The organism is Comamonas trifloxystrobinivorans, assembly GCF_043359985.1.
In the GTDB taxonomy this organism is placed as follows: Bacteria; Pseudomonadota; Gammaproteobacteria; order Burkholderiales; family Burkholderiaceae_C; genus Comamonas; species Comamonas trifloxystrobinivorans.
Genome location: NZ_JBHZGV010000002.1, coordinates 244,467 through 267,923, shown reverse-complemented (window position 1 = coordinate 267,923; position 23,457 = coordinate 244,467). Strand labels below are relative to the sequence as shown.

Genomic DNA, 23,457 nt, shown 5'->3' with positions numbered 1-23,457 from the left:
TTGTGGTTCGGGGCAAAACGCGCGGATTATTTTGTGGCAAATGCGCCGGGCATTCTGTCTCGCAAGCAGCGCCAACGCGGGTACTGGGCAGAAAAAAGCCCCCAGGCGGTACCTGGGGGCTTCGGTGCTTTTTCTCACTGCTGCGGGCCAGGCCGCACAGCGCAGATCAGCTTTTGTGGCTCATGCGGCTTCAGGCCTTGGTGCCTGAGCGGCGCAGGCGCAGTGCGGCCACACCGCCCACCAGGCTGGCGAGCAGCGCCAATGCCCATTCGCCCAGCGTTGGCACGGGCGCAGGCTCAGCCACTGGCGTGCTGGGGTCTACGGTCTTGGCCACGTTGTTGGACAGGTCGGGGTCTTCCGTGGTGCTGGCCGCCGTGGTGGTGATGGTGAAGACGCTGGCGTCCTTGGGTGTGAACTTGGTCTCACACACCATGTTGGCGCCAACGGCCAGGCTGGTCACGGGCGACGCAGGCTTGCAAGTGGTGACTGCGCCATCGGGTGCACCGGTGACGGTGCAGGTGGCGTTGTCGGCAACATCTGGGCCGGCGTTGGTGCAGGTGCTGACCAGCGTGGCTTCCACGCCCGGGGTGGTGGTGAGCGTGGTTGGTGCCGTGGCCTGCATGTCGGCTTGCGGCGGCGTTACCTTGACCGGCGTGCTGCCCACGTTGTTGCTCTTGACCGGATCAGTCGTGGTGCTGGTGGCGGTAGTGACCAAGGTGGTGGTGCCTTCGGTGGTGGGCGTCCAGCTCACGGTGCAGCTGATGGCGCTGCCAAAGGCCAGGCTCTTGACCGGCGTTTGTGGCGTGCAAACGGTGGTGGCACCGGTAGGCGCGCCGCTCACCTGGCAATCAGCGGCTTCTGCGGCATCCGGACCCAGGTTGGTGCAGGTGCTGGTCACTTTGACCGGCTCGCCAATTTTGCCGGTAATGCTGGTGGGCGTGCTCACCTGCAGGTCGGCCTGGGGTTCGGGCGTGGTGACCTTGGTCTCGCCGCTGTTGTTCGTGGGCACGGGGTCAGGCGTATCGCTGGTGGCGACGGTCTTCAGCGTCACCGTGCCGGCGGTGGTTGGCGTGAACTTGGTTTCGCAGCTGATGGGGGTGTTGACTGCAAGTGCCGGCGTGATAGGTGGCGTTGGCGTGCAGACGGTGGTCGCACCTGCAGGGGCGCCAGTGACCGTGCAAGTGGCGTTGACAGCTGGGCTGGGGCCGGCATTGATACAGGTGCTGGTGACGGTGACCGGCTCGCCAACCTTGGCGGTAATGGGTCCGGGCGAGGTCACTTGCATGTCGGCTGTGGGCGTCAAAACGAGCAGGGTCGGGGCGATGTCGTTGGCGGGGTTGATGTCCATCGAACCGCTGGTGCTTGCAACTGTGTCAAGCCTCACCGAGCCGGTTGTGTGCGGCGTGAATGTGGTGGTGCAGTTGATCGACTTGCCAGGCAGCAGATCCAGTGCCGGTGAGGACGAGGGCGTGCAAGTGGTAACCACATCGGTGGCGTCCGAGGGTACGCCGGAGACTGCGCAAGTTGCACCGAGCGCAACGTCCGGGCCGTCGTTTCGGCACGAGGTGTTGAAGCTGACAGGTGTACCTTGCTCAACGCTTTGGTTGGCCGCTGGAACTGCCACCAGGTCGACGCTGGGCTTAACCGTGACTGTTGCGGTTTCAGGCGGAATGAGGCCAAAGGTATCGGTAGTGCCTGGCGTGCCTGCGGTGCCGCCGTTCAGGGGGCCGTTAGTCAGGTCTTGTGCGGCAGTCATGGGCGATGGCAGCGTTATCTTGACGGGCACGGAGATGGTGCAGGAAGAGGCGCCTGCGGGCAGATCACCAGCAGCTACCGTAATGTTGTTACCGCCGGTGGGGGCGTTGATAAGAGTGCCGGTGGAGGTGCCCACGTCGCAGCTGACGGCGGAGGCTGGGCCGGCCACCGTCATGCCCACGGGCAAGGCGTCGCTAAAGCTCCAGCCGGTCTTTTGTGCCAGCTCTACCGTGTTGGTGATGGTGAAGTTCAGCGAGGTGATGCCGCCGTTGCTGATGGGCGCGGTGGCCGAGAACGCCTTGTCGAGGCGGGGCGTGAGGTCAAGAATTTTCAGATTGTCGAACGCGCCATCATTGCCATTGGTGCCAGAAGAGTTGTTGACGAACTGCATGGCGACACTGCTGCCGGTATAGAGCACCGGCTTGTCTCCGTATGTTTGAGAGACATAGATCGAGCCAACAAACGGCTGCGCTTCTTTGCAAGGATTGGCGCTTGCGCTGTTGAGTTTTATCAGATTGCTGTTGGCGGCGCTGAAGTCTGTCTTGTTGCCAGTCACATCCTTGATGAGATAGAAATCAATGTTGGGATCGACGGCGGTGTTTTTGCAACTTGTGGCAGCCATGGCGACCGAGAACGTGATGAACCGGCCCCCTGCAGGGATGGGAATCGGTTGGGCCATCTGCAGTTGTACCAGCTTAGCCTGCGGATCATTCCGGTTGGTTCGTGTGACGGTGTAGGCTGCGATGACATGGTTGTTGGCGTTGGCCGCGTCGGTCGCGTCGCCTCCGTTGGCCTTTTGCCCAAGCACCTTGGCCAAGGATTGCAGGGCGCCCCATGCATTGTTGAGTTTTCCCCCAAACGACCCCATGCAGTAGGCCAGATCATTGTTATCGACCTTGTCACCGGCGGGATCATATTCCGTGTCACTCAAAGTGCCTGTAGGGGCTGCTTTGGTGGAGTTCAACCACATCCCGTTGCAGAAATTTTTGTTGAGCCAGAACGGCACGCCTGGCGGGTCAGTGCGGAGACCGGCGATTGCCGGGCTGCCGGTGTACGCAACGCCAGCTGCCGTGTACTGGAGCGGATTGCCATTCACATCCTTGGTGGCACTCTTGTACTCACCCAATGAAAGAGCTTGGCCCGTGCCAGGATCGGTTTGAGGGTTTTCAAAATCTTCTTCGAAAATCGGATTGTTTTCGAATGGCACACCAGCTGTGCGCGACGATGGTGCCGCCAGTGCCGAGCCCATACCTGCCGCCAAGAGCGCGGCTGCAATGGCCGTGGAGCGCCAGGTGGTGGGGGCGCAGTTGCTCCATATCGGAGAGTTATGATTTTTGTTATCAGTCTTCATTTATAAGTCTATAAATTGGTCAGAACTGATCGAGCATAGCCTGATTTCATTACAAAGCGATACCGTTTTGTACGCTGATACGGATCGCCAGATGCGCTGTCGGCGCCATTCGGTCTGGCCGCCTGAGCAAGTGCTAACGGTGGAGGGCACAGCGACAATACGAATGCTTTTTGCGCTGACGTTTGCTTATCAAGCGGGTCTATGAGCCTTGGCTTCTCGCTTTTTTTTATTGATGTGGCCCAGCTGCTTGCGCCGCATGCGCAAAAGAGGAGAAATCAGCGCCCGCTATCTGCCAACTGCTCGCGCAAGATCCGCCGAATTTCAATGATGGCCGGTGGCGTTTCTTGCACGCTGTGGCCTGACGGGATGACCAGCTCGGAGGCGGCGCCGTCCCAGTGGGCGCTGCTGTAAGGCACGATGCCGTCGCTGCTTTGGGCGAGTGGCAGGTTGGGCGTGTTGTTGCCGATGATGGTGTGGTAGCGCAGGCCCGGCGCTATGGGCAACTGGGCCATGGCGCGGACAAAGGGGTCGCGGTCGCTCAGGTTGTCGATGCTGTTGGGGATGTGCAGTGGCGCGCGACCGTCCTGCGGCAAGGCATTTTCAATATCGGTGGTGGCTTTGGCAAAGCCTTCCACCATCGACAGCGGTAGCTTGACCAGGTTCGATGCCCAGCGTGCCAGGCGGTGGTTGGCAAAATCGGTGCCGCGGTGGGGGGCGGCAATAAACACCGCGCTGCTGACCTGTGGCATGGGCGAGAACTCCAGCAACTCTTCGAGCTCGCCATGCACATGGTCTTTCACCCGCTTGGGCATTTTCAGTTGCGCAGCCAGGCCGTCGATGAGCTGGCCTTGGGTGTCGGTAACCATCAAGCGGGCCAGAACGCCGCCCATGCTGTGGCCCACCAGGGTGATGTGCTGTGACGCCACGGCTGTGCCTGCCGGATCAAAGTGCTGCAGGGTTTGCTGCAGCGCCTGGCGGATGTTGCGGTTGTTGACCGCGATGGGAATATTGGTGGGGTAGTAGACCTGCCAGATCTGGTAGTTGCGGCGCAGCGCTTCCTCACCCAGTACCTCGTTGGCCACGTTGATCCAGGCCTCGGGGCTGCTGGCTAGGCCATGGAGCATCACGACCAGGCGGCGGTTTGGGTCGTAAGGCTGCATGAGGTGGATGCGTGGGCGGCTGATGCCGTGTTCCTGGCCCAGCAAGGTGTGCAGGGCCTGCGTGGAGAAGCCCGAGCGCGCCAACCACAGCCCGTAGCCAGAGGTGAAATTGCCAGCCAGCGGCACGGCGGTACCAGCCAGGGGGATTTCGGCGTGGCGGTAGGGATCGTACAAACGCACGGTAGCGTGCTGGCTGTGCAGCACCTGCTCGGGCGTGCTGCCTTCAAAGGCGATCACAGCGGTGAGGGCGGGAAAACGCGCCTCTTCAAACACGGTGTTGTCACTTTTATCGGGCGGCGCAAATACTGCCACCAGCTCGGCGCCAAAGCCGTCACGCCGGTAGCTGTTGCGCAGGCCTGAGAAAGACAGGCTGCTGGCCGCTATCAGCTCTTGCGGTAAGCGCCGTTTGGTGGTGTCACGCACGTCCGCGCTGTCGACTGTCAAGGTCCAATCGCGCCAATGGATCTGGTCGCCATTGACCTGGGCCAGCTCTTCGGGCAGCCCATCGCTGAACTGGTTGCGCGTTTCAAACAGGCCAGTGACGGCTTGTTGCACGGCAAAGTTGTAGTAGTCGCGCACCTGGGTTTGGCGGTCTTCGAAGGCCCGCTTGGCCGGGTCTTTGCCCGTGAGGAACAAGTAGGCCCAGGCGTTGCGCGCTGCCTCCAGCCATGCCGTGCTGGCTGCATAAGCGTTGCGGGGGCTGTTGCGGCGTTGCTGCTCTTGTTGCAGGGCCTCAAAGGTCCACAGCTCGGCCAGGGCCGACAGGCGCCGCTCGTCACCCAGACCACTGGAGGCGCCCAGCTGCGCGCGGCAGGCGGGGGCGTCGGCCAGGCAGGGTTTGGCATCGCTGCCAATGATGCGCAGCGATTCTTGCGTGGCTGCACTCAAATGGCCGCTGGTGAGCACATCCGCGCGGCGCTGCGCCAGGTATTCGCGCGGCTCCATATTGCTGACCGTTACCCCGGCGCAGCCTTGGAGCAGCGCGGCAACACAAACGAAAGCGAGAGCAAGGCAGCGGTTCTGAACTGTGGGTGGCATGGCGGTGGCAACGAACAGGGCAGCGCAGGGCTGCAACAGGCAAGAGTATGCAGTGGGTCAGACCCTTGGCGCAGGCCGATTATGCGCGGGTTGCCTGCTGCACCTGAAAAAATGGCCGTCGCCCGCTGCGCTCAGCCCAGCGCTTGGCTTGCGAGCTGTGCTACTTGCAGCGCAATGGTGGGCGAGGTGCCGTCTTCCTGGTGCCAAATGGCCGACAAACCGGCCCAGGCCAGAATCCACTGCAAAAGGCGCTGCGGCGGCAGTTGGGCTTGGGTGGCAACCATGTCCAGGCGGGCCTGAAAGTGCGCTGGGTTGCAGGCCGTTGCGGCGTCCGGGTTGCAGAACAGGTTGGCGTAGTCAAAGCCGCGCTCTCCCCAGAGCCCTTTGGGATCGATGGCGAGCCAGCCGCGCGCACCGGCATCGAGAATATTGTGGTGGTGCACATCGCCATGCAAGCAGACAGCTGGCTGTGGCTGCGCCAACAAGGCGTGCATGGCTTGTTGCGCCTGGTGCAGCACACTGTTCACCGGCGCGTTGAGTTGACGCAGGGCAGCAAAGCGCTCGTGCAGCGGCACCAGCGCAGGCGGTGGTTCGCTGCGAGCAGCGTGCAGTTGCGCGACGACGCGGCAAGCAATACGGCAGGCTTCGTCGTCTTGCCCCGATTGGCTCAGTTGCGCCAACGATTGCGGGCCCGTGACTCGCTCCATCAGCAACACTGCGCCATCGCGAGCCAGCACCTGGACGGCTCCCTGGCCTTGCCACCATTGCAGCAAGTCATAACCGGCTTGTTCTTCGGCGGCCTTGGCCAGTTTCAGCATGGCGGGCTGGCCTTGGTAGAGAACGGGTTGCAAGCTGGCGTTGCCGGTTTGCAGGGCAGGGCCAGTGGGCGTGAGCGACCAGCGGGCGAGGTAGGGGGAGAGCGGTAAGGCCATGCCAGAGTTTATGGCGCGAAGCGAGCTGGTCAGGGCTTGAGCGGCAGGCCATCAAGGCAGCTCATCAAAGGTCTCTACGCTTTGGCGGTAAGGGCCGGGCTGCGAGGGCTCGGGCCACAGGCGCACCAGCAGATCGGGCGGGTAGAGCTGATCTGCACTACGGGCGGCGTCTGGCGCTTCCAGGTAGGAGACGCGGGCCAGCCAGCGGCCGGCGGGCAAGGCCATGCTGCGAATGGCGCCGTCTGCGGAGCCGCCAATGTATTCAATGCCGCTGACATTGACCACGCCCTCAGAAACCAGCAAATATGGCTCCGATGTGGCCCGTACCCAGGCTTGTTCGGTGCCCGGCAGAGGCGTGTCGGGTGATCCCGTTTCCACCCGCAGCTCGATGGCGGGCACACCGTCGCTGTGCAGGTTGAGCGGAACCAGTCGGCCCGCGGCGATATGGCGCTCCAGGCTGGCGTCTTCGAGCAGCTCTTTTTCCCAGGCATCGTAGTCGCAGATTTGGGCAAACGCCGAAGGGGTCCAGACCATGTGCAGGCCGGCGTCGGTAGGTAAAACGGCGCGCAGACTGGTGTCTGTGCTGTCGAAACGGGAGGCACAAGCGGAATTGCCGGGGGCCTCGGCCAAAGGGCTGGCTTTGGGCCACGAAGCATAGATGAGCCAGCACGCCAATGCGGCGCTGGCGGCTATCAGGGTTCGGGTAAGCATGCGCATGCGGACAAGCGTAGCGCAGTTGGAGATTGTATTGACGCAAAAAAGGCCAGTGGGGAACTGGCCTGGTGTGTTTGGGGTGGGGAGAGCGCGCTGGCGGGACGTAGCCCGCTGCGGCGTCTGCTCTTCCGCCGCCTCAGAATGATTTTAGTGAAACCACTTCTGGGCGCCTAACTCGGTTATGCGCTAGGCGGGACATAGCCCGCTGCGGCGTCTGCTCATCCGCCGCCTCAAAATGATTTTATAGAAACCACTTTTTCAGCGCTTGTCTGCGTCAAGCGCTAGGCGGGACATAGCCCGCTGCGGCGTCTGCTCTTCCGCCGCCTCAGGATGATTTTATAGAAACCACTTTTTCAGCGCTTGCCTGCGTCAAGCGCTAGGCGGGACATAGCCCGCCGCGGCGTCTGCGCCGCCGCCGAAAAAGTGGTTTTCCATCTGGCGGGCCAGGTATTGGCGGGCGCGTTGGTCGGCCAGGTTCAGGCGGTTTTCGTTGACCAGCATGGTCTGGTGCTTGAGCCAGGCGGCCCAGGCTTCTTTGCTCACGCTTTCCCAGATGCGCTTGCCCAGCTCGCCGGGGTAGGGGGGAAAGTCAAGACCTTCGGCTTCTTTTTGCAGCTTGATGCATTGGACCATACGTGCCATGGGGACTGTTTCCTTTTCTGTGACGCTGGCGGTGGCGCCCGGCCACAGGGGCCAGGCGCTTGCTGGCGGCCCGGCATGGCGAAGAACCCCTCTGCCACTGGGCCGCTGGCGGCCGCCGGCGTCTTGTTAATAAATTTCAGTCATTAAAAACTGAATTAATAGTAGTTTGAGTTTTGATGCGCGGCTTTCAGAATGCCTGCACTGGTTTCCAAGAACATCTGAAAGCGCCTCATGCAACAACGCCGTCACTTTATCAAGTTTCCGATAGCCGCAGCCGCAATCGCGTCTCTGGCCGCCCTGGCTCCGGCCAGTTTTATCAGCTCGGCCCATGCACAAGGCGCGGCACCGGTGACCTTGCTCAACGTCTCTTACGACCCGACCCGCGAGCTCTACAGCCAATACAACCAGGCGTTTGCCAAGCACTGGAAAGCCACCACCGGGCAGGACGTGACCATCAAGCAGTCGCACGGCGGCTCGGGCAAACAGGGCCGGGCGATCATCGACGGCATTGAGGCCGACGTGGCCACGCTGGCCTTGGCGGGCGATATTGATGCACTGCACAAACACGGCAACCTGGTGCCGGCCGATTGGCAAAAGCGCCTGCCGCTCAACAGCGCGCCTTACACCTCGACCATCGTGTTCCTGGTGAAAAAGGGCAATCCCAAGGGCGTCAAGGACTGGGGCGATCTGATCAAGCCCGATGTGAAGGTGATCACGCCCAACCCCAAGACCAGCGGCGGTGCGCGCTGGAACTACCTGGCCGCCTGGGAGTTTGGCAAACGCAATTACGGTGGCGAGGCCGGCGCCAAGGATTACATCGGCAAGCTGTTCAAGAACGTGCCGATTCTCGATACCGGCGCCCGTGGCTCTACCGTGACTTTTGTGCAGCGTGGCCAGGGCGATGTGCTCTTGGCCTGGGAGAACGAAGCCTATCTGGCGCTCAAGGAGTTTGGTGCCGACAAGTTTGAGATAGTCACGCCCTCGCTCTCGATCCTGGCTGAGCCCACGGTGACCGTGGTGGACAAGGTGGCCGACAAGCGCGGCACGCGCAAAGTGGCCGAGGCCTATTTGCAGTACCTGTACAGCGACGAAGGCCAGGATATTGCGGGCAAGAACTTCTACCGCCCGACCAGCGAAAAAGCCAAGGCGCAGTACGCCAAGCAGTTTGCGCAGCTCAAGCTCTTCACCATTGACGAGGCTTTCGGTGGCTGGGCCAAGGCCGATGCTGCGCACTTTGCCGATGGTGCCAGCTTCGACCAGATCTACACCAAGAAATAAGCGCCCAACCCCAGTTCAGCTAGCGGAGAAAACCATGAACTTTCAGCAACTGCGGGCCGTGCGTGAAGCTGCGCGCAACGGCTACAACCTCACCGAAGTGGCCCAGGTGCTCTACACCTCGCAGCCGGGCGTGAGCCGCCAGATCCGCGAGCTGGAGGACGAGTTGGGTGTGGACATTTTCATCCGTGCCGGCAAGCGCCTGACCGGGCTCACGCCGCCGGGCGAGGCGATCTTGCCGATCGTGGACCGGTTGTTGCTGGAGTCAGAGAACCTGCGCCGCGCTGGCGCCGATTTCCACGCCAGCCGCAGCGGCCAGCTCAGCATTGCGGCCACGCACTCGCAGGCGCGCTATGCGCTGCCGCTGGTGGTGCGCGATTTCCGCGAGCAGTTCCCCGATGTGGCGCTGCATTTGCACCAGGGCTCGCCGCGCCAGGTAGCAGAAATGCTGCTCAGCGGCGCAGCCGATATTGGCGTGGCGACCGAAGCGCTTACCGGCTACGCCAGCCTGGCAACGCTGCCCGGTTACCGCTGGACGCACAGCGTGGTGGTGCCGCAAGGCCACCCGCTGCTGGAGCAAGCGGCTGCCGGCCGCGAGCTGACGCTGCAATCGCTGGTGCGCTTTCCCATCATCACCTATGAGCAAGGCTATACCGGCCGGGCGCATATCGACGAATCGTTTGCCACCGCCGGCCTGACGCCCAATGTGGTGCTCACCGCCATGGACGCGGACGTGATCAAGACCTATGTCGAGCTGGGCATGGGCATTGGTATCGTCGCCTCGATCGCGTTTGACGCCGAGCGCGACCGCAGCTTGCACGCCTTGGATGCTGGCCACCTCTTCAAGGTGAACACCACGCGCATCGCTTTGCGCAAAGGCGTGTGGCTGCGGGCCTACGCGCTGCAGTTCATCGAAAGCTTTGTGCCCACCTTGACCAAAGACGTAGTGCAGGCGGCTGTGTCGGTGAACAACAGTGACGGGGAAGGTGCTGAGGCAGAATTGGCCTCGGTGGCACGCAAAGCAGCCTGATCCAATCCGGCTTGTTAATTGTTTTAACAAAATGTTTTTCTTGTATTGATTTGCCTTGGCTATGATGTGACCTGAATCAACACTCAGGAGGGCAAACCATGCGAGCACAGGTAGTTGGGGTGGCATTGGCCGCAGGCGTAGTACTGGCAGGTTGCAAAACCATGGACAGCGGCAATATCAGCGGCATCATGGACACCGGGTCGACCGCGATGAAGGCCTTGACCTTGAGCGACAGCGATGTGGTGAACATGTCCAACGAATCTTGCGAGGCCATGGATGCCGAAAACAAGATCGCACCGGCCAACAGCAAGTACACCCAGCGCCTGAACAAGGTGATTGCCAACATGCCCAAAGATATTGACGGCAAAAAAGCCGTCTACAAGGTCTATTTGACCAGCGACGTCAATGCCTGGGCCATGGCCAACGGCTGCATCCGGGTCTACAGCGGCCTGATGGATTTGATGAACGACGACGAGCTGCGCGGCGTGATCGGCCACGAAATTGGCCACGTGGCGCTGGGCCACAGCAAAAAAGCCATGCAAACCGCGTATGCCGCTTCGGCCGCACGCCAGGCCGCAGCCAACAGCAGCGGCAAGCTGGGCCAGCTCTCGCGCTCGCAGGCCGGCGAGCTGGGTGAGAAGTTCCTGAACGCCCAGTTCTCGCAGTCGCAAGAATCGGATGCGGACAACTATTCGTTCGACCTGCTGACCAAGCAGAAGATGGAGCGCAAGGGCCTGGTGACCGCTTTTCAGAAGCTGGCCAAGCTGAGCGGCGGCAAGAGCGGCAGCTCGATGCTGAGCTCGCACCCGCCATCGGACGAGCGAGCCAAGAACATGCAAGCCCGCATCGACGGCAAGAAGTAAAGCATCAGTCGGCCCGTACGCAGGCTGAAAAACGACGCCCCTGGCTCCGGCTCGGGGCGTTTTGTTTTGTGGCTGCTCCCTTTGTCCTTTGCGCGCCAGCCCGGCGGCGCCTTTGCTTTTAGCATGGCGGCCTACGATGACGACACCGGGGACAGACCATGGCCGAACTGAAAAAACTGCGCAGCCAGCGTTGGCTGGCGAATAACGACTTCCGCAGCTTCAACCACCAAAGCCGCATCATGCAGATGGGCTACGAGCCCAAGGACTGGGAGGGCAAGCCGGTCATCGCGATCATGAACAGCTGGTCGGAGTACAACCCCTGCCACATGCATTTCCGCAACCGGGTGGACGACGTGAAACGCGGCGTCTTCCAAGCAGGCGGCTTTGCGCTGGAGATGCCCACCATCTCGCTCAACGACGCGATTGTCAAACCCTCGGCGCTGCTCTACCGCAACATGCTGGCGATGGAAGTGGAAGAGATGATTCGCTGCTACCCGGTAGACGGCGTGGTGCTCATGGGCGGCTGCGACAAAACCACGCCGGCCATGCTGCTGGGGGCCACCAGCGCCAATATCCCGGCCATCTTTCTGCCTGCGGGCCCCATGCTGCGCGGCAACTCGCGTGGGCAAACCCTGGGCTCGGGCTCGGACGCTTTCAAATACTGGGACGACCGGCGCGCCGGCGTCATCACCGAAGACACCTGGCAAGGCATCATCAGCGGCATTGCCCGCAGCCCCGGCACCTGCATGACCATGGGCACGGCCAGCACCATGACGGCGATTGCCGAAGCGCTGGGCATGGCGCTGCCGGGCGCTTCCAGCATTCCGGCCGTGGACGCGGCGCACCAGCGCATGAGCGCCGAAGCGGGGCGCCGTATTGTCGACATGGTGAACCAGGATGTGCGGCCCGAGCAGATTCAGACGCGCGCCGCTTTCATGAACGCCATCACCGTGGCCATGGCCATGGGCTGTTCCACCAACGCCATCGTGCATGTGATCGCCATGGCGCGCCGCGCTGGCCACACCGATGTGGGTTTGGACGATTTTGAGCGCATCAGCCGCATCGTGCCGGTGATCGCCAACATTCGCCCCAACGGCAGCAGCCAGTATTTGATGGAAGATTTTTACTACGCCGGTGGCCTGCCAGCGCTGATGCAGCGCCTGAAACCGCACTTGCAGCTCGATCAGCTCACCGTCACCGGCAAAACCCTGGGTGAGAACATTGCTGCCGCCGAGGTTTACAACGACGAGGTGATTCGCCCGCTGGACAAACCTATCTACGCCGAAGGATCTTTGGCCGTGCTGCACGGCAACTTGGCGCCCGATGGCTGCGTCATCAAACCCAGCGCCATGAGTGACAAGTTCTTGCAGCACACCGGCAAAGCCGTGGTGTTTGATGATTACGCCAGCCTGAAAAAAATGCTGGACGATCCCAACGCCGACATCAGCGAAGACGACGTCATCATTCTGCGCAACGCCGGCCCCAAAGGCGGCCCCGGCATGCCCGAATGGGGCATGGTGCCGATTCCGCTGAAGCTCGTAAAGCAGGGCGTGCGCGACATGCTGCGCATCAGCGATGCCCGTATGAGCGGCACCAGCTACGGTGCCTGCGTGCTGCATGTGGCGCCCGAATCCTATATTGGCGGGCCGCTGGCGCTGGTGCAAAACGGCGATCTGATCAGCGTGGACGTGCGCGCGCGCCGCATCCATTTGAACGTGAGCGACGAAGAGCTGGCCCGCCGCAAAGCCCAATGGCAAGCGCCACCACCGCGTTTTGAGCGCGGTTATGGCGCCATGTTCAGCGAGCACATTCTGCAGGCCAACGAAGGCTGCGATATGGACTTTTTGCTGACGCAGCGCGGCGCCCGCTCGGGCGAGCCGGACATCAACTGAAGCAGCTTGCGGGCGCGCTGTCGCCCACGCGGCAGCGCCGGGCAGGGCGCTTGCCAACGCTTGCTGCTCTGCACCATCAAACGCTGCATAAGCGCTTGCGGCGAGTGCGCGCTAACCGCTGGCTAGCGCTGCTGCAATGCACCAACGGTTGGTTGGGCAACCATGCATTGCTGCTGTCTTGCGTCTCTTCAAAAATGGTCTGGATTGCGCCCACATGCGAAAACCACAACCAAGCTGCAAGGAGACAAAAAAATGGACAGACGCGCATTTTCCCAATGGCTGGCGGCAGCCCCGCTGATGGCAGCAGCCCCGCTGTCAGCGCTGGCCCAGAGCGCTGACGGCTTTCCGGCCCGCCCCATCAAGATGGTGGTGCCTTTCCCGGCCGGCGGTTCGACCGATGTGATCGGCCGCATGGCCGCCGAGGAAATGGGCAAGCTGCTCAAACAGCCCATCGTCATCGACAACCGGGGCGGCGCGGGCGGTGCCATTGGCTCCGACCAGGTAGCGCGCGCCGCTGCCGATGGCTATACGCTGCTGGTCTCGGGCATTGGCAGCAACGCCATCATCCACGGCTTTCAGTCGCCCAAACCCAGCTACCAGGAGACGGATTTTGTCCATATCAGCCAACTCGCTGCCGGGCCGAACGTGCTGGTGGTGCACCCGAGTTTTCCGGCCAAAAGCTTTGCCGAGTTTCTTGCCTGGGTCAAAGCCAACCCAGGCAAGTTCAGCTACGGCCAGGTCACCTCATCGTCCGGCCATCTGACCACCGAATACCTCAAACAGGTAGCGGGCCTGAACATGGTGGGCATTCCGTACAAGGGCGGCGGCCCGGCCTTGCAAGATGTGTTGGCCAACCAGATCCCGGGCATGTTCACCAACCAGGATGTGGTACTGCCGCACGTGAAAGCCGGCACCTTGCGCGCACTGGCCGTGACCAGCCTGGAGCGCAACCCGCTGTACCCGGATGTGCCCACCGTGGCTGAATCGGGCTACCCCGGTTTTTCTGCCGTGTCCTGGTTTGGCATATCGGCGCCCAAAGGCACGTCGGCCGCCATCGTGCAAAAGCTGCAAAAGGCTGCGCAAGACGCCGTCAACCAACCCGCTGCGCGAGCCAAGCTGGAGAGCACCGGCTTCGTGGTGGTGGCTTCGGATACTGCAGCCTTCACCCGCTTTGTGGCCGACGAAGGTGCGCGCTGGCGCCAAGTGATTGAGACGGCAGGCATCAAAGCCGAATAGTCCTGCTATGCTGGCGGGCCGTTCAGCAACCACGACCAAGGCTCCCATGCGTCTTCTTCTGCTCAGCAACTCGCGCGCGCCCGACGGCGGCTACCTGACCCTGTCTCGCGAAGTGATCGCGGCCACCTTGGGCGGGGCGCAAAAAGCGCTGTTTGTGCCGTTTGCCGGCGTCACCATCAGCTGGGACGATTACACCGCGCAAGTGCAGGCGGCCATTGCGCACACGGGCGTGCAATTGGTGGGCGCGCACCAGAGTGACGCGGTCGAACGCTTTCTGGCGGGCGAGCTGCAAGCCATCATCGTGGGCGGCGGCAATACTTTCCAACTGCTGGCCGAATGCCGCAAGCGTGGTTGGCTGGTGCGCATCGGCGACGCGGTGCGCTCGGGCCGCATGCCTTACATCGGCTGGAGCGCCGGCGCCAACCTGGCCGGTTTGACGATCAACACCACCAACGACATGCCGATCGTCAACCCGCACGGCTTCAATGCGCTGGGCCTGGTGCCGTTTTGCATCAACCCGCACTACAACAACAGCCTGCCGCCTGGGCACCAGGGCGAAACCCGCGACCAGCGCCTGGCCGAGTTTCTGGTGGCCAACCCGCAAATGCGCGTGGTGGCGTTGCCAGAAGGCACATGGCTGGAAGTGACGGACAACCAGGTGGTGGTGGGCGGCCAGTACCCGGCGCAGCTGCAAGCGGCCAACCAGCCCGCGCAAGAGCTCGCCTTGGGCAGCCGCGTGCACTGACAAATAGTCAGGGTTTCAGCGCCGCGTTTCCTGGCTGAGATAGCGCAAGATGGCGTCGGCCTGCTGCTGCGTCTGCAGCCACTGGGCAAAGCCTTGCACTTGCTCAAAAGCGGCGTCGCCCAGGCTTTGGCGAAAGCGCTGCAAGGCCGCATCGCGCAAGGCTTGCTCGCGCAGCCGGCGCTGGTAGGGCTCGGTCGCAATGCTGTTGATGCGCGTGTGCAGCCCTTGGCTTTTGAGGTACTGCCATTCGCCGGCATCGAGCCAGACCTCTTCGCAGTGAAAGCAGTAATCGAGCCCGTGCGCTTTGTCCGCCAGCACGTTGTAGCGCAGCATGATGCGGTGGCACTTGGGGCAAGGCAGCGCGGCTTTGGAATCGGCACTTTCGCCGTCAAACGCCGCGGGCGGCTCGGCCGCCGCCAAGCTTGGCTGGCCTTTGACCCAATCCAGATACGGCGCCAACGACAGCAGAACGCCTTGGCAATGCTGGCATTGGTAGCCGGCCGGGCCGGTGCCGTTGTCGATACGGGTAGGGAATAAGGTACCTGTTTTACAGCTGCTGCAAAGCATGGGGCTCCATCGGTTGGCGGTGATGGATTCCATGTTAATGAAGGCCGTAGGGCTTGGGTAGAAGCGTGTTGGGCAGAGACTGCAGTAGCTCGGTTGGTGGCAATGAGGCAGGTGGAATACGCAGAAAAGCGCCCGAGGGCGCTTTTCTGGATGGCTTGGCACGTGGCCCGTTGGGAGCTTGCCTCAGCTAAACAATCTGGCCAGCCAGCCTTTTTTCTCCTGCCGCTGCTCCAGTGCTTGCAGCACTTCGCTTTTGATGCGTTCCACCTCGGCACCTTTGTCGCCTTGCTGGGTCATGCGCAGATAGGCCTTGGCCGAATCGATATAGCCGTGGTCTTCGTTGCGGATATGGTTGAACAACCAGCGCGAGAGCATGCCGTGCAGCTCGTCGGTGACGTCTTCGCCGGCGTCAAAGCGCGATTTCATCTCGGAGACGCGGCGGCAAAACAGCTCGTGCACTTTTTTGTGCGGGCCCGAGAACAGGTAGCCGGCGCTTTCCATTAACGCCTCTTCAAACACAAAGTGCGACATGGTGTAGTCGATCATGTCGCCAATCACATTGCCCAACACCTCACGGTCATGCGTGCTGCGCACTTCGTGCAGCTGGTTGATGTAATCCACGATGCGGCGGTGTTGGCGGTCAATTTCGTCAATGCCGGTATCCAACTCAGGCAGCCAGACCAGTAGTGCCATGCTCACTCTCCTGCTTCAAATATTGCAGCAGTATTGACCATTGCTTACAATCTGAATTTGATGTGCCTCAGCCTCAGGCCGAAAAAGGCCGGTGCAGAGAGGGCGAGCGATGCGCGCTATTTTCTTCTGGAAAAAAGGAAGGGACAAAGACATCGAGCATCGCCAATGCACCCAGCCATTTGCTCGGTGGGGCGAGACGGATGCGGCCCAGGCTCAGCGGTAGCCGAAGGGCTTGCTCAATAGCGGTGGTGGCAGATGGCGTGGCCGAGTACATCTGCGCGTGACCATTGCGGCTGAGACTGCACCAGTAGACGGATTGAGCTTGGCCTGCGGCTTCTCCAGCTGCCACGATGTCTGCAAATATTCTCAGACGCTCGCTCGTGTGCAGATGGGGTGCAAAGCGGAATGCAAATACTTCGGTATACATGGCCGCTTTTATGGAGGCGCGACTGGCCAGGTCGGGCCCAGCATGTGGAAATGCTGGTCTTCGCTGATGCCGGTCAGCCGTTCGGCCAGTTCTAGCATGGACCATTCATCATGCATGGGGCCGCCGTCTTGCTCTGGCTCGACAAGTCCCGCCTCCTCAGCCAACGGCGTGCCGAGGTTGGCTAACACCTGGCCTTCGCTCTCGGCCCAGCGTCGACACAGAACGCCGTCCTCGTGCAGTTCAAACAGCACCTCGCCGGTGCTGCTGGCAGTGAACCAGAAAAAAATGCGACCACCTAGAGATGCGGTACGCAGCTTGTCGGAAAAACCATCGCTGCGAATTTGCCGGTAACAACGGCTGCTGAGCAATGCCACGCGCCAGGTGGTATTCATGGCGCCGATTCGGCATGCGCCTTCCATGTCAAAGCCAGAGCCGCTGGCGGCGTCCGGCATGGCTTTCGCATTCACCAGGCCCGTGTGCACCAAAGTTTGCAGCGCATCTTGCGATACGCCGGTATAGATGGCGCCAGCGGTCAAACCCATGTTTGCCTCGATGGGTTCGTGGCGTTTGCGGCCTGCGCGGTGCCAAAGGCAAGGCGCAGGCCGGGTGTTGCTTCAGCTTGGATCACACCCGCTCAAAAATCGCCGCAATGCCTTGGCCGCCGCCAATGCACATGGTCACTAGGGCGTAGCGGCCGCCGGTGCGGTGCAGCTCGTGGATGGCCTTGACGGTGATGACTGCGCCGGTTGCGCCAATCGGGTGGCCCAGCGAGATGCCCGAGCCGTTGGGGTTGACCTTGGCCGGGTCGGCGCCCAGGCCCTTGGTGACGGCGCAGGCTTGGGCGGCGAAGGCTTCGTTGGCTTCGATCACGTCGATCTGGTCGAGCTTGAGGCCGGTCTTGGCCAGCACGGCCTTGGTGGCGGGCACGGGGCCGATGCCCATGATCTTGGGCTCCACGCCTGCATGCGCGTAGCCTACCAAACGTGCCATGGGCTTGGCGCCGCGGGCGTTGGCGGCGGCGGCTTCCATCAGCAGCACGGCGGCAGCGGCGTCGTTGATGCCCGAGGCGTTGGCGGCGGTGACGGTGCCATCTTCCTTGGTGAAGACGGGCTTCATCTTCTGGAAGTCTTCAATCTTGGCGCCAGCGCGGAAGTGTTCGTCCTTGTCGAACACCACATCGCCCTTGCGGCTCTTGATGGTGACAGGCACGATCTGGTCTTTGAAGCGGCCTTCCGCCCAGGCTTGCTCGGCACGCTGGTGGCTGGTCAAGGCCAGTTGGTCCTGGTCGTCGCGGCTGATGCCGAACTCTTTGGCCACGTTTTCAGCGGTCACGCCCATGTGGATCTTGTGGAACGGGTCGTGCAGCGCGCCCACCATCATGTCGACCATCTGCGTGTCACCCATGCGGGCGCCCCAGCGCGTGTTCAGGCTGGCGTAGGGCGCGCGGCTCATGTTCTCGGCACCGGCGCCGATCGCCACGTCGTAGTCGCCCAGCAAGATGCCTTGGCTGGCGGTAACGATGGCCTGCAGGCCCGAGCCGCAGAGGCGGTTCACGTTCATGGCCGGCGTTTCTTTGGGGCAGCCGCCGTTGAGGGCTGCCACGCGGCTGAGGTACATGTCCTTGGGCTCGGTGTTCACCACGTGGCCGAACACCACATGGCCCACGTCCTTGCCTTCGACGCCAGCGCGGGCCAGCGATTCTTTGACAACCAGCGCGCCCAGCTCAGTGGGCGCCACGTCTTTGAGGCTGCCGCCAAAAGTTCCAATGGCGGTGCGCACAGCGCTGACTACAAATACTTCACGGGACATGGTCATCTCCTTGGTTGCTATCGGGTGGAAAACTCGGCAGGGCAGATTTTGACATCCCGCCGAATTTGGTGCATTGCAGCATTATTGCTATCTCTGCCTGCCAAGCACAAGTCGGTAGCACTACGGACGCGCCTAGGTGACAGCGTCTGGCTGGGGCAAGTGCGTCACCGCCTTGATGTTGTAGCCATCCGGATCGTGCACAAAGGCTGCGTAATAGTGCGCGTGGTAATGCGCGCGCGGACCCGGCGCGCCATTGTCTTTGCCTCCGACAGCCAGCGCTGCGGCTGAGGAACGCCCTGATATTGGTGCGCATAACCAGTTACGTAGTTGAACTGGTTCGAAAGCTCATTTCGAAATATCTTGATGGACTCGTATCGGCGCGTTCTCTAGCATCATGAGTAGATATTTGAACATCACATTTAAGGGGGCAACTATGCGTGGCATGGACAGAAGGAATGTAGTGAAAGCAATCATCGGTACAGCAATACTGCCAGGAGTGGCTTACTCGAGCAATCAAACCTACCCGAATAAAGCCATCACCATTCTGGTGCCTCTTGCTGCTGGCGGCGCCACAGATATTTTCAGTCGGTCGTTAGCAAAGATATTGAGTGCAGAGCTCAATGTCCCTGTAGTGGTCGACAACAAACCCGGCGCCAACGGATTGATTGCTGCGCAAGCAGTTTCTTCGGCCAAACCCGACGGCTACACTTTGTGCATGGTGGTTGCAGGTATTTTCAGGCAGCCTCATATCGAAAACCTTGCATACAAGCCGTTGAGTTCTTTAGAGTTTGTGGCAATGACCAATGATTACGATCTCATGCTCGTGGCCAGAGGTGATTCGCCAATCAACTCAACTGCAGACATCATCAAATTGGCGAAGTCCAAAAGAGGCCCCATTTTCTATGGTGTGCCCCTCATGATGGGCACTCAGCACATAGCAATGACCGATTTTGCTAAGCAGGCAAAAATTGAAATGGAGGCCGTGCCATTTAAAGGGGATGTGAATTCAATTGCGGCCCTCATCGGCGGTGACATCGATTTGGCAGCGGTAGCTGGCAATGTTTCGAGTTTTACGTCAGGAAATCGGGTGAAGATTGTTGCCTCGTTAAATGGAGAACGTTCAGCCAATCAACCCAATGTTCCCACTTTAAGCGAAGCGGGTTTCAAAATTGCGGCTTCGTCCGCGATGGGTGTGGCGGGCCCCAAGGGCATGGCTCTTGAAGATGTTCAAGTCCTTGAAAAAGCCATCTCCAAGGCTTTAGCGTCGCCGGAATTGCAGGAGGTCTCAAGGAAAATTGGCGTGACTCCCAAGTTCATGAGTTCAAAGGACTACACCGCGTTCGCTGCAAGTGCTTTTGAGGATGGGAAAAAGGTTGCCGAATTCATGAAGGCGCACATCAAGAACTAAGTTGGTATGACTATCTATTTCTGAATCTGGTTTCTGTATGAATTTTAAAAAATATCACAGCTTTCTTGAAGAGCATGGCGAGGAGATGCGCGCCATTCGTCACGATATTCATCAGTACCCCGAGCTAGGTCTAGAAGAACTACGTACGAGTGAGTTGGTTGCACAAAGGTTGTTGAAATGGGGCTGGTGCGTTGAAAGAAACATTGGTCAGACGGGTGTCGTCGCTCAGTTAAAGGTGGGCACAGGTACCAAACGACTGGGCATACGTGCCGATATGGATGCGCTGCCCATCGATGAACAGACCCATTTGCCTCATGGCAGCAAAGTGTCTGGTGTCATGCATGCATGCGGTCATGACGGACACACCGCGATGTTGCTGGGGGCTGCCAAATATTTGGCAGCTACGCGCAACTTCAACGGCACGCTGAACCTGATCTTTCAGCCCGCTGAAGAATATTTGGGCGGAGCAAAGCACATGATGGACGATGGGCTGTTCAAGAAATACCCATGTGACGCAATATTTGCAATGCATAACATGCCCGGCTTTCCTGCTGGAACCTTTGTTTTCAGAGATGGTGCAACGATGGCGTCTTCTGACTATGCCACCATAGTGATCAATGGAAGCGGAGGACACGGCGGATCTCCGCACAGGGCCACGGACCCCATAGTCGCTGCAGCGTCCATTGTCATGGCACTTCAAACGATTGTGTCGCGTAACATTGATCCATACGAAATGGCAGTTGTGACGGTGGGTTCTATCCATGGGGGCAAGGCGAGCAATGTCATTCCCGACTCTGTAACCCTCGAAGTAAGTGTGCGGGCGACTTCTGAGTTGGTTCGCCAAAAACTGCAAGAAAGAATCCAAGAGATAGTCACCACGCAGGCTCAGAGCTATAACGTAGAAGGAAAAGTCAGCTATCGCAAAGGCTATCCGGTACTCAACAACTGGCTCGAACAAACCAACTTTGCTCGACAACTTGCAATTGATATGTATGGGGAGCAAAGCGTCATTGCGCACGGGCCAGGTCGACCCGGGAGTGAGGACTTCGCTTATATGTTGGAGGAATGCCCTGGAGCCTATCTTTTTATCGGCAACGGGCTCAACACAGAGTCGCCAATGCTGCACAACCCACATTACGATTTCAATGATGCTATTTTGCCCTTAGGCGCAGCGTACTGGATAGGGTTGGCTGAGCGCTATCTGGGTTAGCACGTTCTTGGAAACAGTTTTTTCACCGTTATTGCAAGGAGGTGGCGAATCAATGCGTCGAGACCTGCTATGGAATTGCATTCTGGGCTTGGAGCATTCGGCATGACATCTGAAAAGATGATTAATCTTTTGGTTCAAACACCGACTTGTACATACCAAGGCTATGCGGCTGCCGATGCGGACGTTTTCCTGGGCATACCATACGCATCCCAGCCCATAGGAGCGCGAAGGTTCATACCTTCCCGCATAAACCCCAATGTTGCTTCATTTGTCGACGCAAGATCGCACGGGTTGTCCGCGTTGCAATTGAAACAAAAGGGACGATCTCCCTTGTTTTCGTGGCTTGATCCGCAAACAACGTTTTCTGAAGAATGCCTTGTGCTCAACGTTTACAAGCCGCGCAACCTGTCAGAGAAGGCTCCGGTCATTGTCTATTTCCATGGGGGCGCGTTTGCGTTCGGCTCTTCCTCCGCCTGTGTTCTGGATGGTAGCAAGCTTGCAGCTGGCGGCGCTGTGATGGTGGTGACCATCAATCATCGGCTCAATATCTTTGGCTTCCTCGGAACGGCGGCAGTGAGCGATTCTGGCTTGGCTTCTCCGAACCTTGGTATGGGTGATTTGATCACCGCGCTCAAGTGGGTTCAGCAAAACTGCGAGTACTTTGGCGGTGATTCGACAAACGTCACTGTCATGGGGCAGTCAGGTGGCGCGGGCAAAGTGGCTTTGCTGATGCATGCGCCCGAAGCAAAGGGGCTCTTTCACCGCGCAATTGTCCAAAGTTCTGCCAACGGATTTCATATGCAGAATATGGACCTCACGGAGAGGGCGTACATGTATGTTCAGGCAGAGCTGGCAAATAACCGAGTAGGATCTGCGTTCCTGCAGCAATGCGAGGGTAGTGACCTGCTGTCTGTTTATCAACGGATGATGTTGGAAAACAATGGATACGACTATTTTCGTCCTGTACTGGATGGCGTAATGCTGACTCAGGAAAGATGGACGCCTTTGGACTTCCCAGTGATGCTGGGATATACATCCGATGAGGCAAACTTCTATTTGATGAATGAGCTCGAATCCGATGGATTGTCGCGGTCAGCTGTTGAACTTGGTGTCTCCAAATTCCTTGGGCTTGAAAAAAGCGCAGGACAGCAGCTGACATCCCAATACGCCGCGTATTTGGGAAAAAAGAGCCCAATCACCGTTTTTTCAAGAATGGTGGGTGACTATATCTTCAAGTTTCCAACGGTCGGCGTGGCTGATGCGTTGGCCGCAGAGAGCTACGAGAACTTATACCTATATGAGTTTGCTTATCGTAGTTCTGTGTCCCGTGACTATATTGGCGTGCCTCATACTATGGAACTGCCTTTCGTCTTCGGAAATCTTATACAAGCCAAGGCATTGATTGACAGACCCGAGGAGGCTGCAGAACTCAGTGACATGATGATGAGATGTTGGGCGCGCTTTGCCAAAACGGGCAATCCGCAGGTCAGTGGTTGTCCTGAGTGGCCGTCTTATGACGCAATGTCGAGGTCAACCATGGTGTTTGATAGCGCGCCACACGTTGTTACCAATCCTCTGGAGTTCGAGCGAGTGGCTTTCGAGCATATGTCTTCCTATATACCCGGCTCACCCATACGGTTCTGCTTTGGGTGAATGTAGTCGTCGAAGCGCCTGAAGCCCTTGCAGTACTCTCCTCCGGCTGAGCATTCAGCGGGAGGCTGGTCGCTGGCCAGCGACGCCGTTTTGAGTCACGCAAGCGTGCTTCAATTGGGACGGTCAAATAAGTATGAAATGGCGTAATTCTGCAAGCGCCGTCAAAATATCTAACTTCATCAGGCTGAATCAAGCCAAGGTTGCATGCCAGGTCGCTGACGTTGATGGCAAGGTGGTCGAGCATGGCCTGCCTTGGCTGTGATCTGGATCAGGGCTCGCGCACGTCAGCGATCACTTTGTCGCCAAAATCGGCGCGGTCCAGCCAGCCCAGCACCTTGGCGCCGGCTTCGGCCGGGCTGCTGAGCTTGCCGCCAGCGTGCAGGCCCTGGAAGTTGGCCACATCGGGGAACTGGCCCTGGTCGGCGCTGCGCAGTTGTATTTGCATGTCGGTATCGATCACGCCAGGCGCGAGCGAGACGATCTTGGCGCCGTGCGGCTTGATGGCTTCTTCGAGCGCCACGCAGCGGGCGTAGGCGTCCATGCCGGCCTTGGCCGTGCAGTAGGCGGCTTGCGAAGCCATGGGGCGGCGGCCCAGGCCCGAGGAGACGTTCAGCACTTTTTTAGGAATCTCCCAGCTCTCGGTGCCGGCCAGGAAAACGCCGGTCAGAGCCATCGGCGCTTCCAAGCCTACGCGCAGGGCGTTGCGTAGATCAGGCGTGGCCACGGCCGACAACGGCGCGATTTGCGGGATGACGCCAGCGTTGTTGATCAGCGTGATGCTGGCCCAATCGCCTGCATTTTGCGTAGCGAGCCAGGCGCTCAAGCGCTGTGCGGCGGCATCGGTGTCGGCCAGGTCTTGCTCCCACTGGGTGAGTTGGCCGGGCGTTTGGGCGGCTGCCGCCAGCTCGCCGGAAGTACGGCGGGCAATGCTCAGCAAAGTATGGCCCTGGGCCAAGAGTTGCTGGCCCATGGCCAGGCCCATGCCGCGCGAGCCGCCGGTGAGGATAGTCAGGTGTTTTTGCATAGCCTGCCATGCTAATGGCAGATGGGGCGCGCG

The 23,457-nt window shown here is 60.0% G+C and carries 20 protein-coding genes; 9 read left to right on the top strand and 11 right to left on the bottom strand.

Translation table 11 applies throughout. The annotated features are described in order from the left end of the window. Nucleotides 1-190: 190 nt before the first annotated feature. From ACFIQF_RS02910 to ACFIQF_RS02890, 5 genes are all read right to left on the bottom strand, one after another. The gene (locus ACFIQF_RS02910; protein ID WP_393939881.1) at nucleotides 191-2,686 is read right to left on the bottom strand and encodes an IPTL-CTERM sorting domain-containing protein; all 2,496 of its coding nucleotides are present in this window, start codon (nucleotides 2,684-2,686) and stop codon (nucleotides 191-193) included. Nucleotides 2,687-3,381: 695 nt separating this feature from the next. Next, the gene (locus tag ACFIQF_RS02905; RefSeq protein WP_393939879.1) at nucleotides 3,382-5,211 is read right to left on the bottom strand and encodes an esterase/lipase family protein; all 1,830 of its coding nucleotides are present in this window, start codon (nucleotides 5,209-5,211) and stop codon (nucleotides 3,382-3,384) included. A gap of 224 nt (nucleotides 5,212-5,435) precedes the next feature. After that, nucleotides 5,436-6,236 (bottom strand): aminoglycoside phosphotransferase family protein, encoded by an 801-nt coding sequence (locus ACFIQF_RS02900; protein WP_393939877.1) that lies wholly within the window; start codon nucleotides 6,234-6,236, stop codon nucleotides 5,436-5,438. Nucleotides 6,237-6,287: 51 nt separating this feature from the next. Then, on the bottom strand, nucleotides 6,288-6,947 hold the full coding sequence (locus tag ACFIQF_RS02895; protein ID WP_393939875.1) for a hypothetical protein: 660 nt from the start codon (nucleotides 6,945-6,947) through the stop codon (nucleotides 6,288-6,290). Between the two features lie 372 nt (nucleotides 6,948-7,319). Further along, nucleotides 7,320-7,592, bottom strand: coding sequence for an oxidative damage protection protein (locus ACFIQF_RS02890; RefSeq protein WP_393939873.1), 273 nt, complete (start codon nucleotides 7,590-7,592; stop codon nucleotides 7,320-7,322). Nucleotides 7,593-7,823: 231 nt separating this feature from the next. Here ACFIQF_RS02890 and ACFIQF_RS02885 point away from each other — a divergent pair, with 231 nt between their 5' ends. The 6 genes from ACFIQF_RS02885 to pepE all read left to right on the top strand — a co-directional run bounded on the left by ACFIQF_RS02885 (nucleotide 7,824) and on the right by pepE (nucleotide 14,633). Then, nucleotides 7,824-8,870: a sulfate ABC transporter substrate-binding protein gene (locus ACFIQF_RS02885; protein ID WP_393939872.1), complete on the top strand. Its 1,047-nt coding sequence runs from the start codon at nucleotides 7,824-7,826 to the stop codon at nucleotides 8,868-8,870. Between the two features lie 34 nt (nucleotides 8,871-8,904). After that, nucleotides 8,905-9,897, top strand: coding sequence for a CysB family HTH-type transcriptional regulator (locus ACFIQF_RS02880; protein WP_393939871.1), 993 nt, complete (start codon nucleotides 8,905-8,907; stop codon nucleotides 9,895-9,897). A gap of 98 nt (nucleotides 9,898-9,995) precedes the next feature. Then, nucleotides 9,996-10,760, top strand: coding sequence for a metalloprotease LoiP (gene loiP / locus ACFIQF_RS02875; RefSeq protein WP_393939869.1), 765 nt, complete (start codon nucleotides 9,996-9,998; stop codon nucleotides 10,758-10,760). 158 nt (nucleotides 10,761-10,918) lie between these two features. Further along, nucleotides 10,919-12,652, top strand: a complete 1,734-nt coding sequence (araD, locus tag ACFIQF_RS02870; RefSeq protein WP_393939867.1) for an L-arabinonate dehydratase — start codon at nucleotides 10,919-10,921, stop codon at nucleotides 12,650-12,652. 252 nt (nucleotides 12,653-12,904) lie between these two features. After that, nucleotides 12,905-13,888: a Bug family tripartite tricarboxylate transporter substrate binding protein gene (locus ACFIQF_RS02865; RefSeq protein ID WP_393939865.1), complete on the top strand. Its 984-nt coding sequence runs from the start codon at nucleotides 12,905-12,907 to the stop codon at nucleotides 13,886-13,888. Nucleotides 13,889-13,934: 46 nt separating this feature from the next. Continuing rightward, nucleotides 13,935-14,633 (top strand): dipeptidase PepE, encoded by a 699-nt coding sequence (gene pepE / locus ACFIQF_RS02860; RefSeq protein WP_393939863.1) that lies wholly within the window; start codon nucleotides 13,935-13,937, stop codon nucleotides 14,631-14,633. Between the two features lie 15 nt (nucleotides 14,634-14,648). Here the strand turns inward: pepE and ACFIQF_RS02855 are convergent, their stop codons facing one another. From ACFIQF_RS02855 to bktB, 5 genes are all read right to left on the bottom strand, one after another. Then, nucleotides 14,649-15,233, bottom strand: a complete 585-nt coding sequence (locus ACFIQF_RS02855) for a TFIIB-type zinc ribbon-containing protein (protein WP_393939861.1) — start codon at nucleotides 15,231-15,233, stop codon at nucleotides 14,649-14,651. A gap of 150 nt (nucleotides 15,234-15,383) precedes the next feature. Continuing rightward, nucleotides 15,384-15,893: a bacteriohemerythrin gene (locus tag ACFIQF_RS02850; protein WP_393939859.1), complete on the bottom strand. Its 510-nt coding sequence runs from the start codon at nucleotides 15,891-15,893 to the stop codon at nucleotides 15,384-15,386. A gap of 73 nt (nucleotides 15,894-15,966) precedes the next feature. After that, nucleotides 15,967-16,320: a hypothetical protein gene (locus ACFIQF_RS02845; protein ID WP_393939857.1), complete on the bottom strand. Its 354-nt coding sequence runs from the start codon at nucleotides 16,318-16,320 to the stop codon at nucleotides 15,967-15,969. A gap of 8 nt (nucleotides 16,321-16,328) precedes the next feature. Further along, nucleotides 16,329-16,862 (bottom strand): hypothetical protein, encoded by a 534-nt coding sequence (locus tag ACFIQF_RS02840; protein WP_393939855.1) that lies wholly within the window; start codon nucleotides 16,860-16,862, stop codon nucleotides 16,329-16,331. Nucleotides 16,863-16,944: 82 nt separating this feature from the next. Beyond that, on the bottom strand, nucleotides 16,945-18,129 hold the full coding sequence (gene bktB / locus ACFIQF_RS02835; protein WP_393939853.1) for a beta-ketothiolase BktB: 1,185 nt from the start codon (nucleotides 18,127-18,129) through the stop codon (nucleotides 16,945-16,947). Between the two features lie 460 nt (nucleotides 18,130-18,589). Between bktB and ACFIQF_RS02830 the strand changes: the two genes are divergently transcribed. The 3 genes from ACFIQF_RS02830 to ACFIQF_RS02820 all read left to right on the top strand — a co-directional run bounded on the left by ACFIQF_RS02830 (nucleotide 18,590) and on the right by ACFIQF_RS02820 (nucleotide 22,400). Continuing rightward, a complete protein-coding gene (locus ACFIQF_RS02830) occupies nucleotides 18,590-19,537 on the top strand; it encodes a tripartite tricarboxylate transporter substrate binding protein (protein WP_393939851.1) in 948 nt (315 codons plus the stop codon). A gap of 37 nt (nucleotides 19,538-19,574) precedes the next feature. Continuing rightward, the gene (locus tag ACFIQF_RS02825) at nucleotides 19,575-20,747 is read left to right on the top strand and encodes a M20 aminoacylase family protein (protein ID WP_393939849.1); all 1,173 of its coding nucleotides are present in this window, start codon (nucleotides 19,575-19,577) and stop codon (nucleotides 20,745-20,747) included. 69 nt (nucleotides 20,748-20,816) lie between these two features. Continuing rightward, entirely contained in the window at nucleotides 20,817-22,400 is a 1,584-nt protein-coding gene (locus tag ACFIQF_RS02820) for a carboxylesterase/lipase family protein (RefSeq protein WP_393939847.1), read from the top strand. Nucleotides 22,401-22,668: 268 nt separating this feature from the next. Here the strand turns inward: ACFIQF_RS02820 and ACFIQF_RS02815 are convergent, their stop codons facing one another. Next, nucleotides 22,669-23,424, bottom strand: coding sequence for an SDR family NAD(P)-dependent oxidoreductase (locus ACFIQF_RS02815; protein WP_393939845.1), 756 nt, complete (start codon nucleotides 23,422-23,424; stop codon nucleotides 22,669-22,671). Between the last annotated feature and the right edge of the window lie 33 nt (nucleotides 23,425-23,457).

What these genes read in the sequence shown, in the direction of transcription:
- ACFIQF_RS02905 (WP_393939879.1), bottom strand. Translation starts at nt 5,211, where the DNA reads ATGGAGCCGCGCGAATACCTGGCGCAGCGCCGCGCGGATGTGCTCACC.
- ACFIQF_RS02900 (WP_393939877.1), bottom strand. Translation starts at nt 6,236, where the DNA reads ATGGCCTTACCGCTCTCCCCCTACCTCGCCCGCTGGTCGCTCACGCCC.
- ACFIQF_RS02895 (WP_393939875.1), bottom strand. Translation starts at nt 6,947, where the DNA reads ATGCTTACCCGAACCCTGATAGCCGCCAGCGCCGCATTGGCGTGCTGG.
- ACFIQF_RS02890 (WP_393939873.1), bottom strand. Translation starts at nt 7,592, where the DNA reads ATGGCACGTATGGTCCAATGCATCAAGCTGCAAAAAGAAGCCGAAGGT.
- ACFIQF_RS02885 (WP_393939872.1), top strand. Translation starts at nt 7,824, where the DNA reads ATGCAACAACGCCGTCACTTTATCAAGTTTCCGATAGCCGCAGCCGCA.
- ACFIQF_RS02880 (WP_393939871.1), top strand. Translation starts at nt 8,905, where the DNA reads ATGAACTTTCAGCAACTGCGGGCCGTGCGTGAAGCTGCGCGCAACGGC.
- loiP (WP_393939869.1), top strand. Translation starts at nt 9,996, where the DNA reads ATGCGAGCACAGGTAGTTGGGGTGGCATTGGCCGCAGGCGTAGTACTG.
- araD (WP_393939867.1), top strand. Translation starts at nt 10,919, where the DNA reads ATGGCCGAACTGAAAAAACTGCGCAGCCAGCGTTGGCTGGCGAATAAC.
- ACFIQF_RS02865 (WP_393939865.1), top strand. Translation starts at nt 12,905, where the DNA reads ATGGACAGACGCGCATTTTCCCAATGGCTGGCGGCAGCCCCGCTGATG.
- pepE (WP_393939863.1), top strand. Translation starts at nt 13,935, where the DNA reads ATGCGTCTTCTTCTGCTCAGCAACTCGCGCGCGCCCGACGGCGGCTAC.
- ACFIQF_RS02855 (WP_393939861.1), bottom strand. Translation starts at nt 15,233, where the DNA reads ATGGAATCCATCACCGCCAACCGATGGAGCCCCATGCTTTGCAGCAGC.
- ACFIQF_RS02850 (WP_393939859.1), bottom strand. Translation starts at nt 15,893, where the DNA reads ATGGCACTACTGGTCTGGCTGCCTGAGTTGGATACCGGCATTGACGAA.
- ACFIQF_RS02845 (WP_393939857.1), bottom strand. Translation starts at nt 16,320, where the DNA reads ATGTATACCGAAGTATTTGCATTCCGCTTTGCACCCCATCTGCACACG.
- ACFIQF_RS02840 (WP_393939855.1), bottom strand. Translation starts at nt 16,862, where the DNA reads ATGGGTTTGACCGCTGGCGCCATCTATACCGGCGTATCGCAAGATGCG.
- bktB (WP_393939853.1), bottom strand. Translation starts at nt 18,129, where the DNA reads ATGTCCCGTGAAGTATTTGTAGTCAGCGCTGTGCGCACCGCCATTGGA.
- ACFIQF_RS02825 (WP_393939849.1), top strand. Translation starts at nt 19,575, where the DNA reads ATGAATTTTAAAAAATATCACAGCTTTCTTGAAGAGCATGGCGAGGAG.
- ACFIQF_RS02820 (WP_393939847.1), top strand. Translation starts at nt 20,817, where the DNA reads ATGGAATTGCATTCTGGGCTTGGAGCATTCGGCATGACATCTGAAAAG.
- ACFIQF_RS02815 (WP_393939845.1), bottom strand. Translation starts at nt 23,424, where the DNA reads ATGCAAAAACACCTGACTATCCTCACCGGCGGCTCGCGCGGCATGGGC.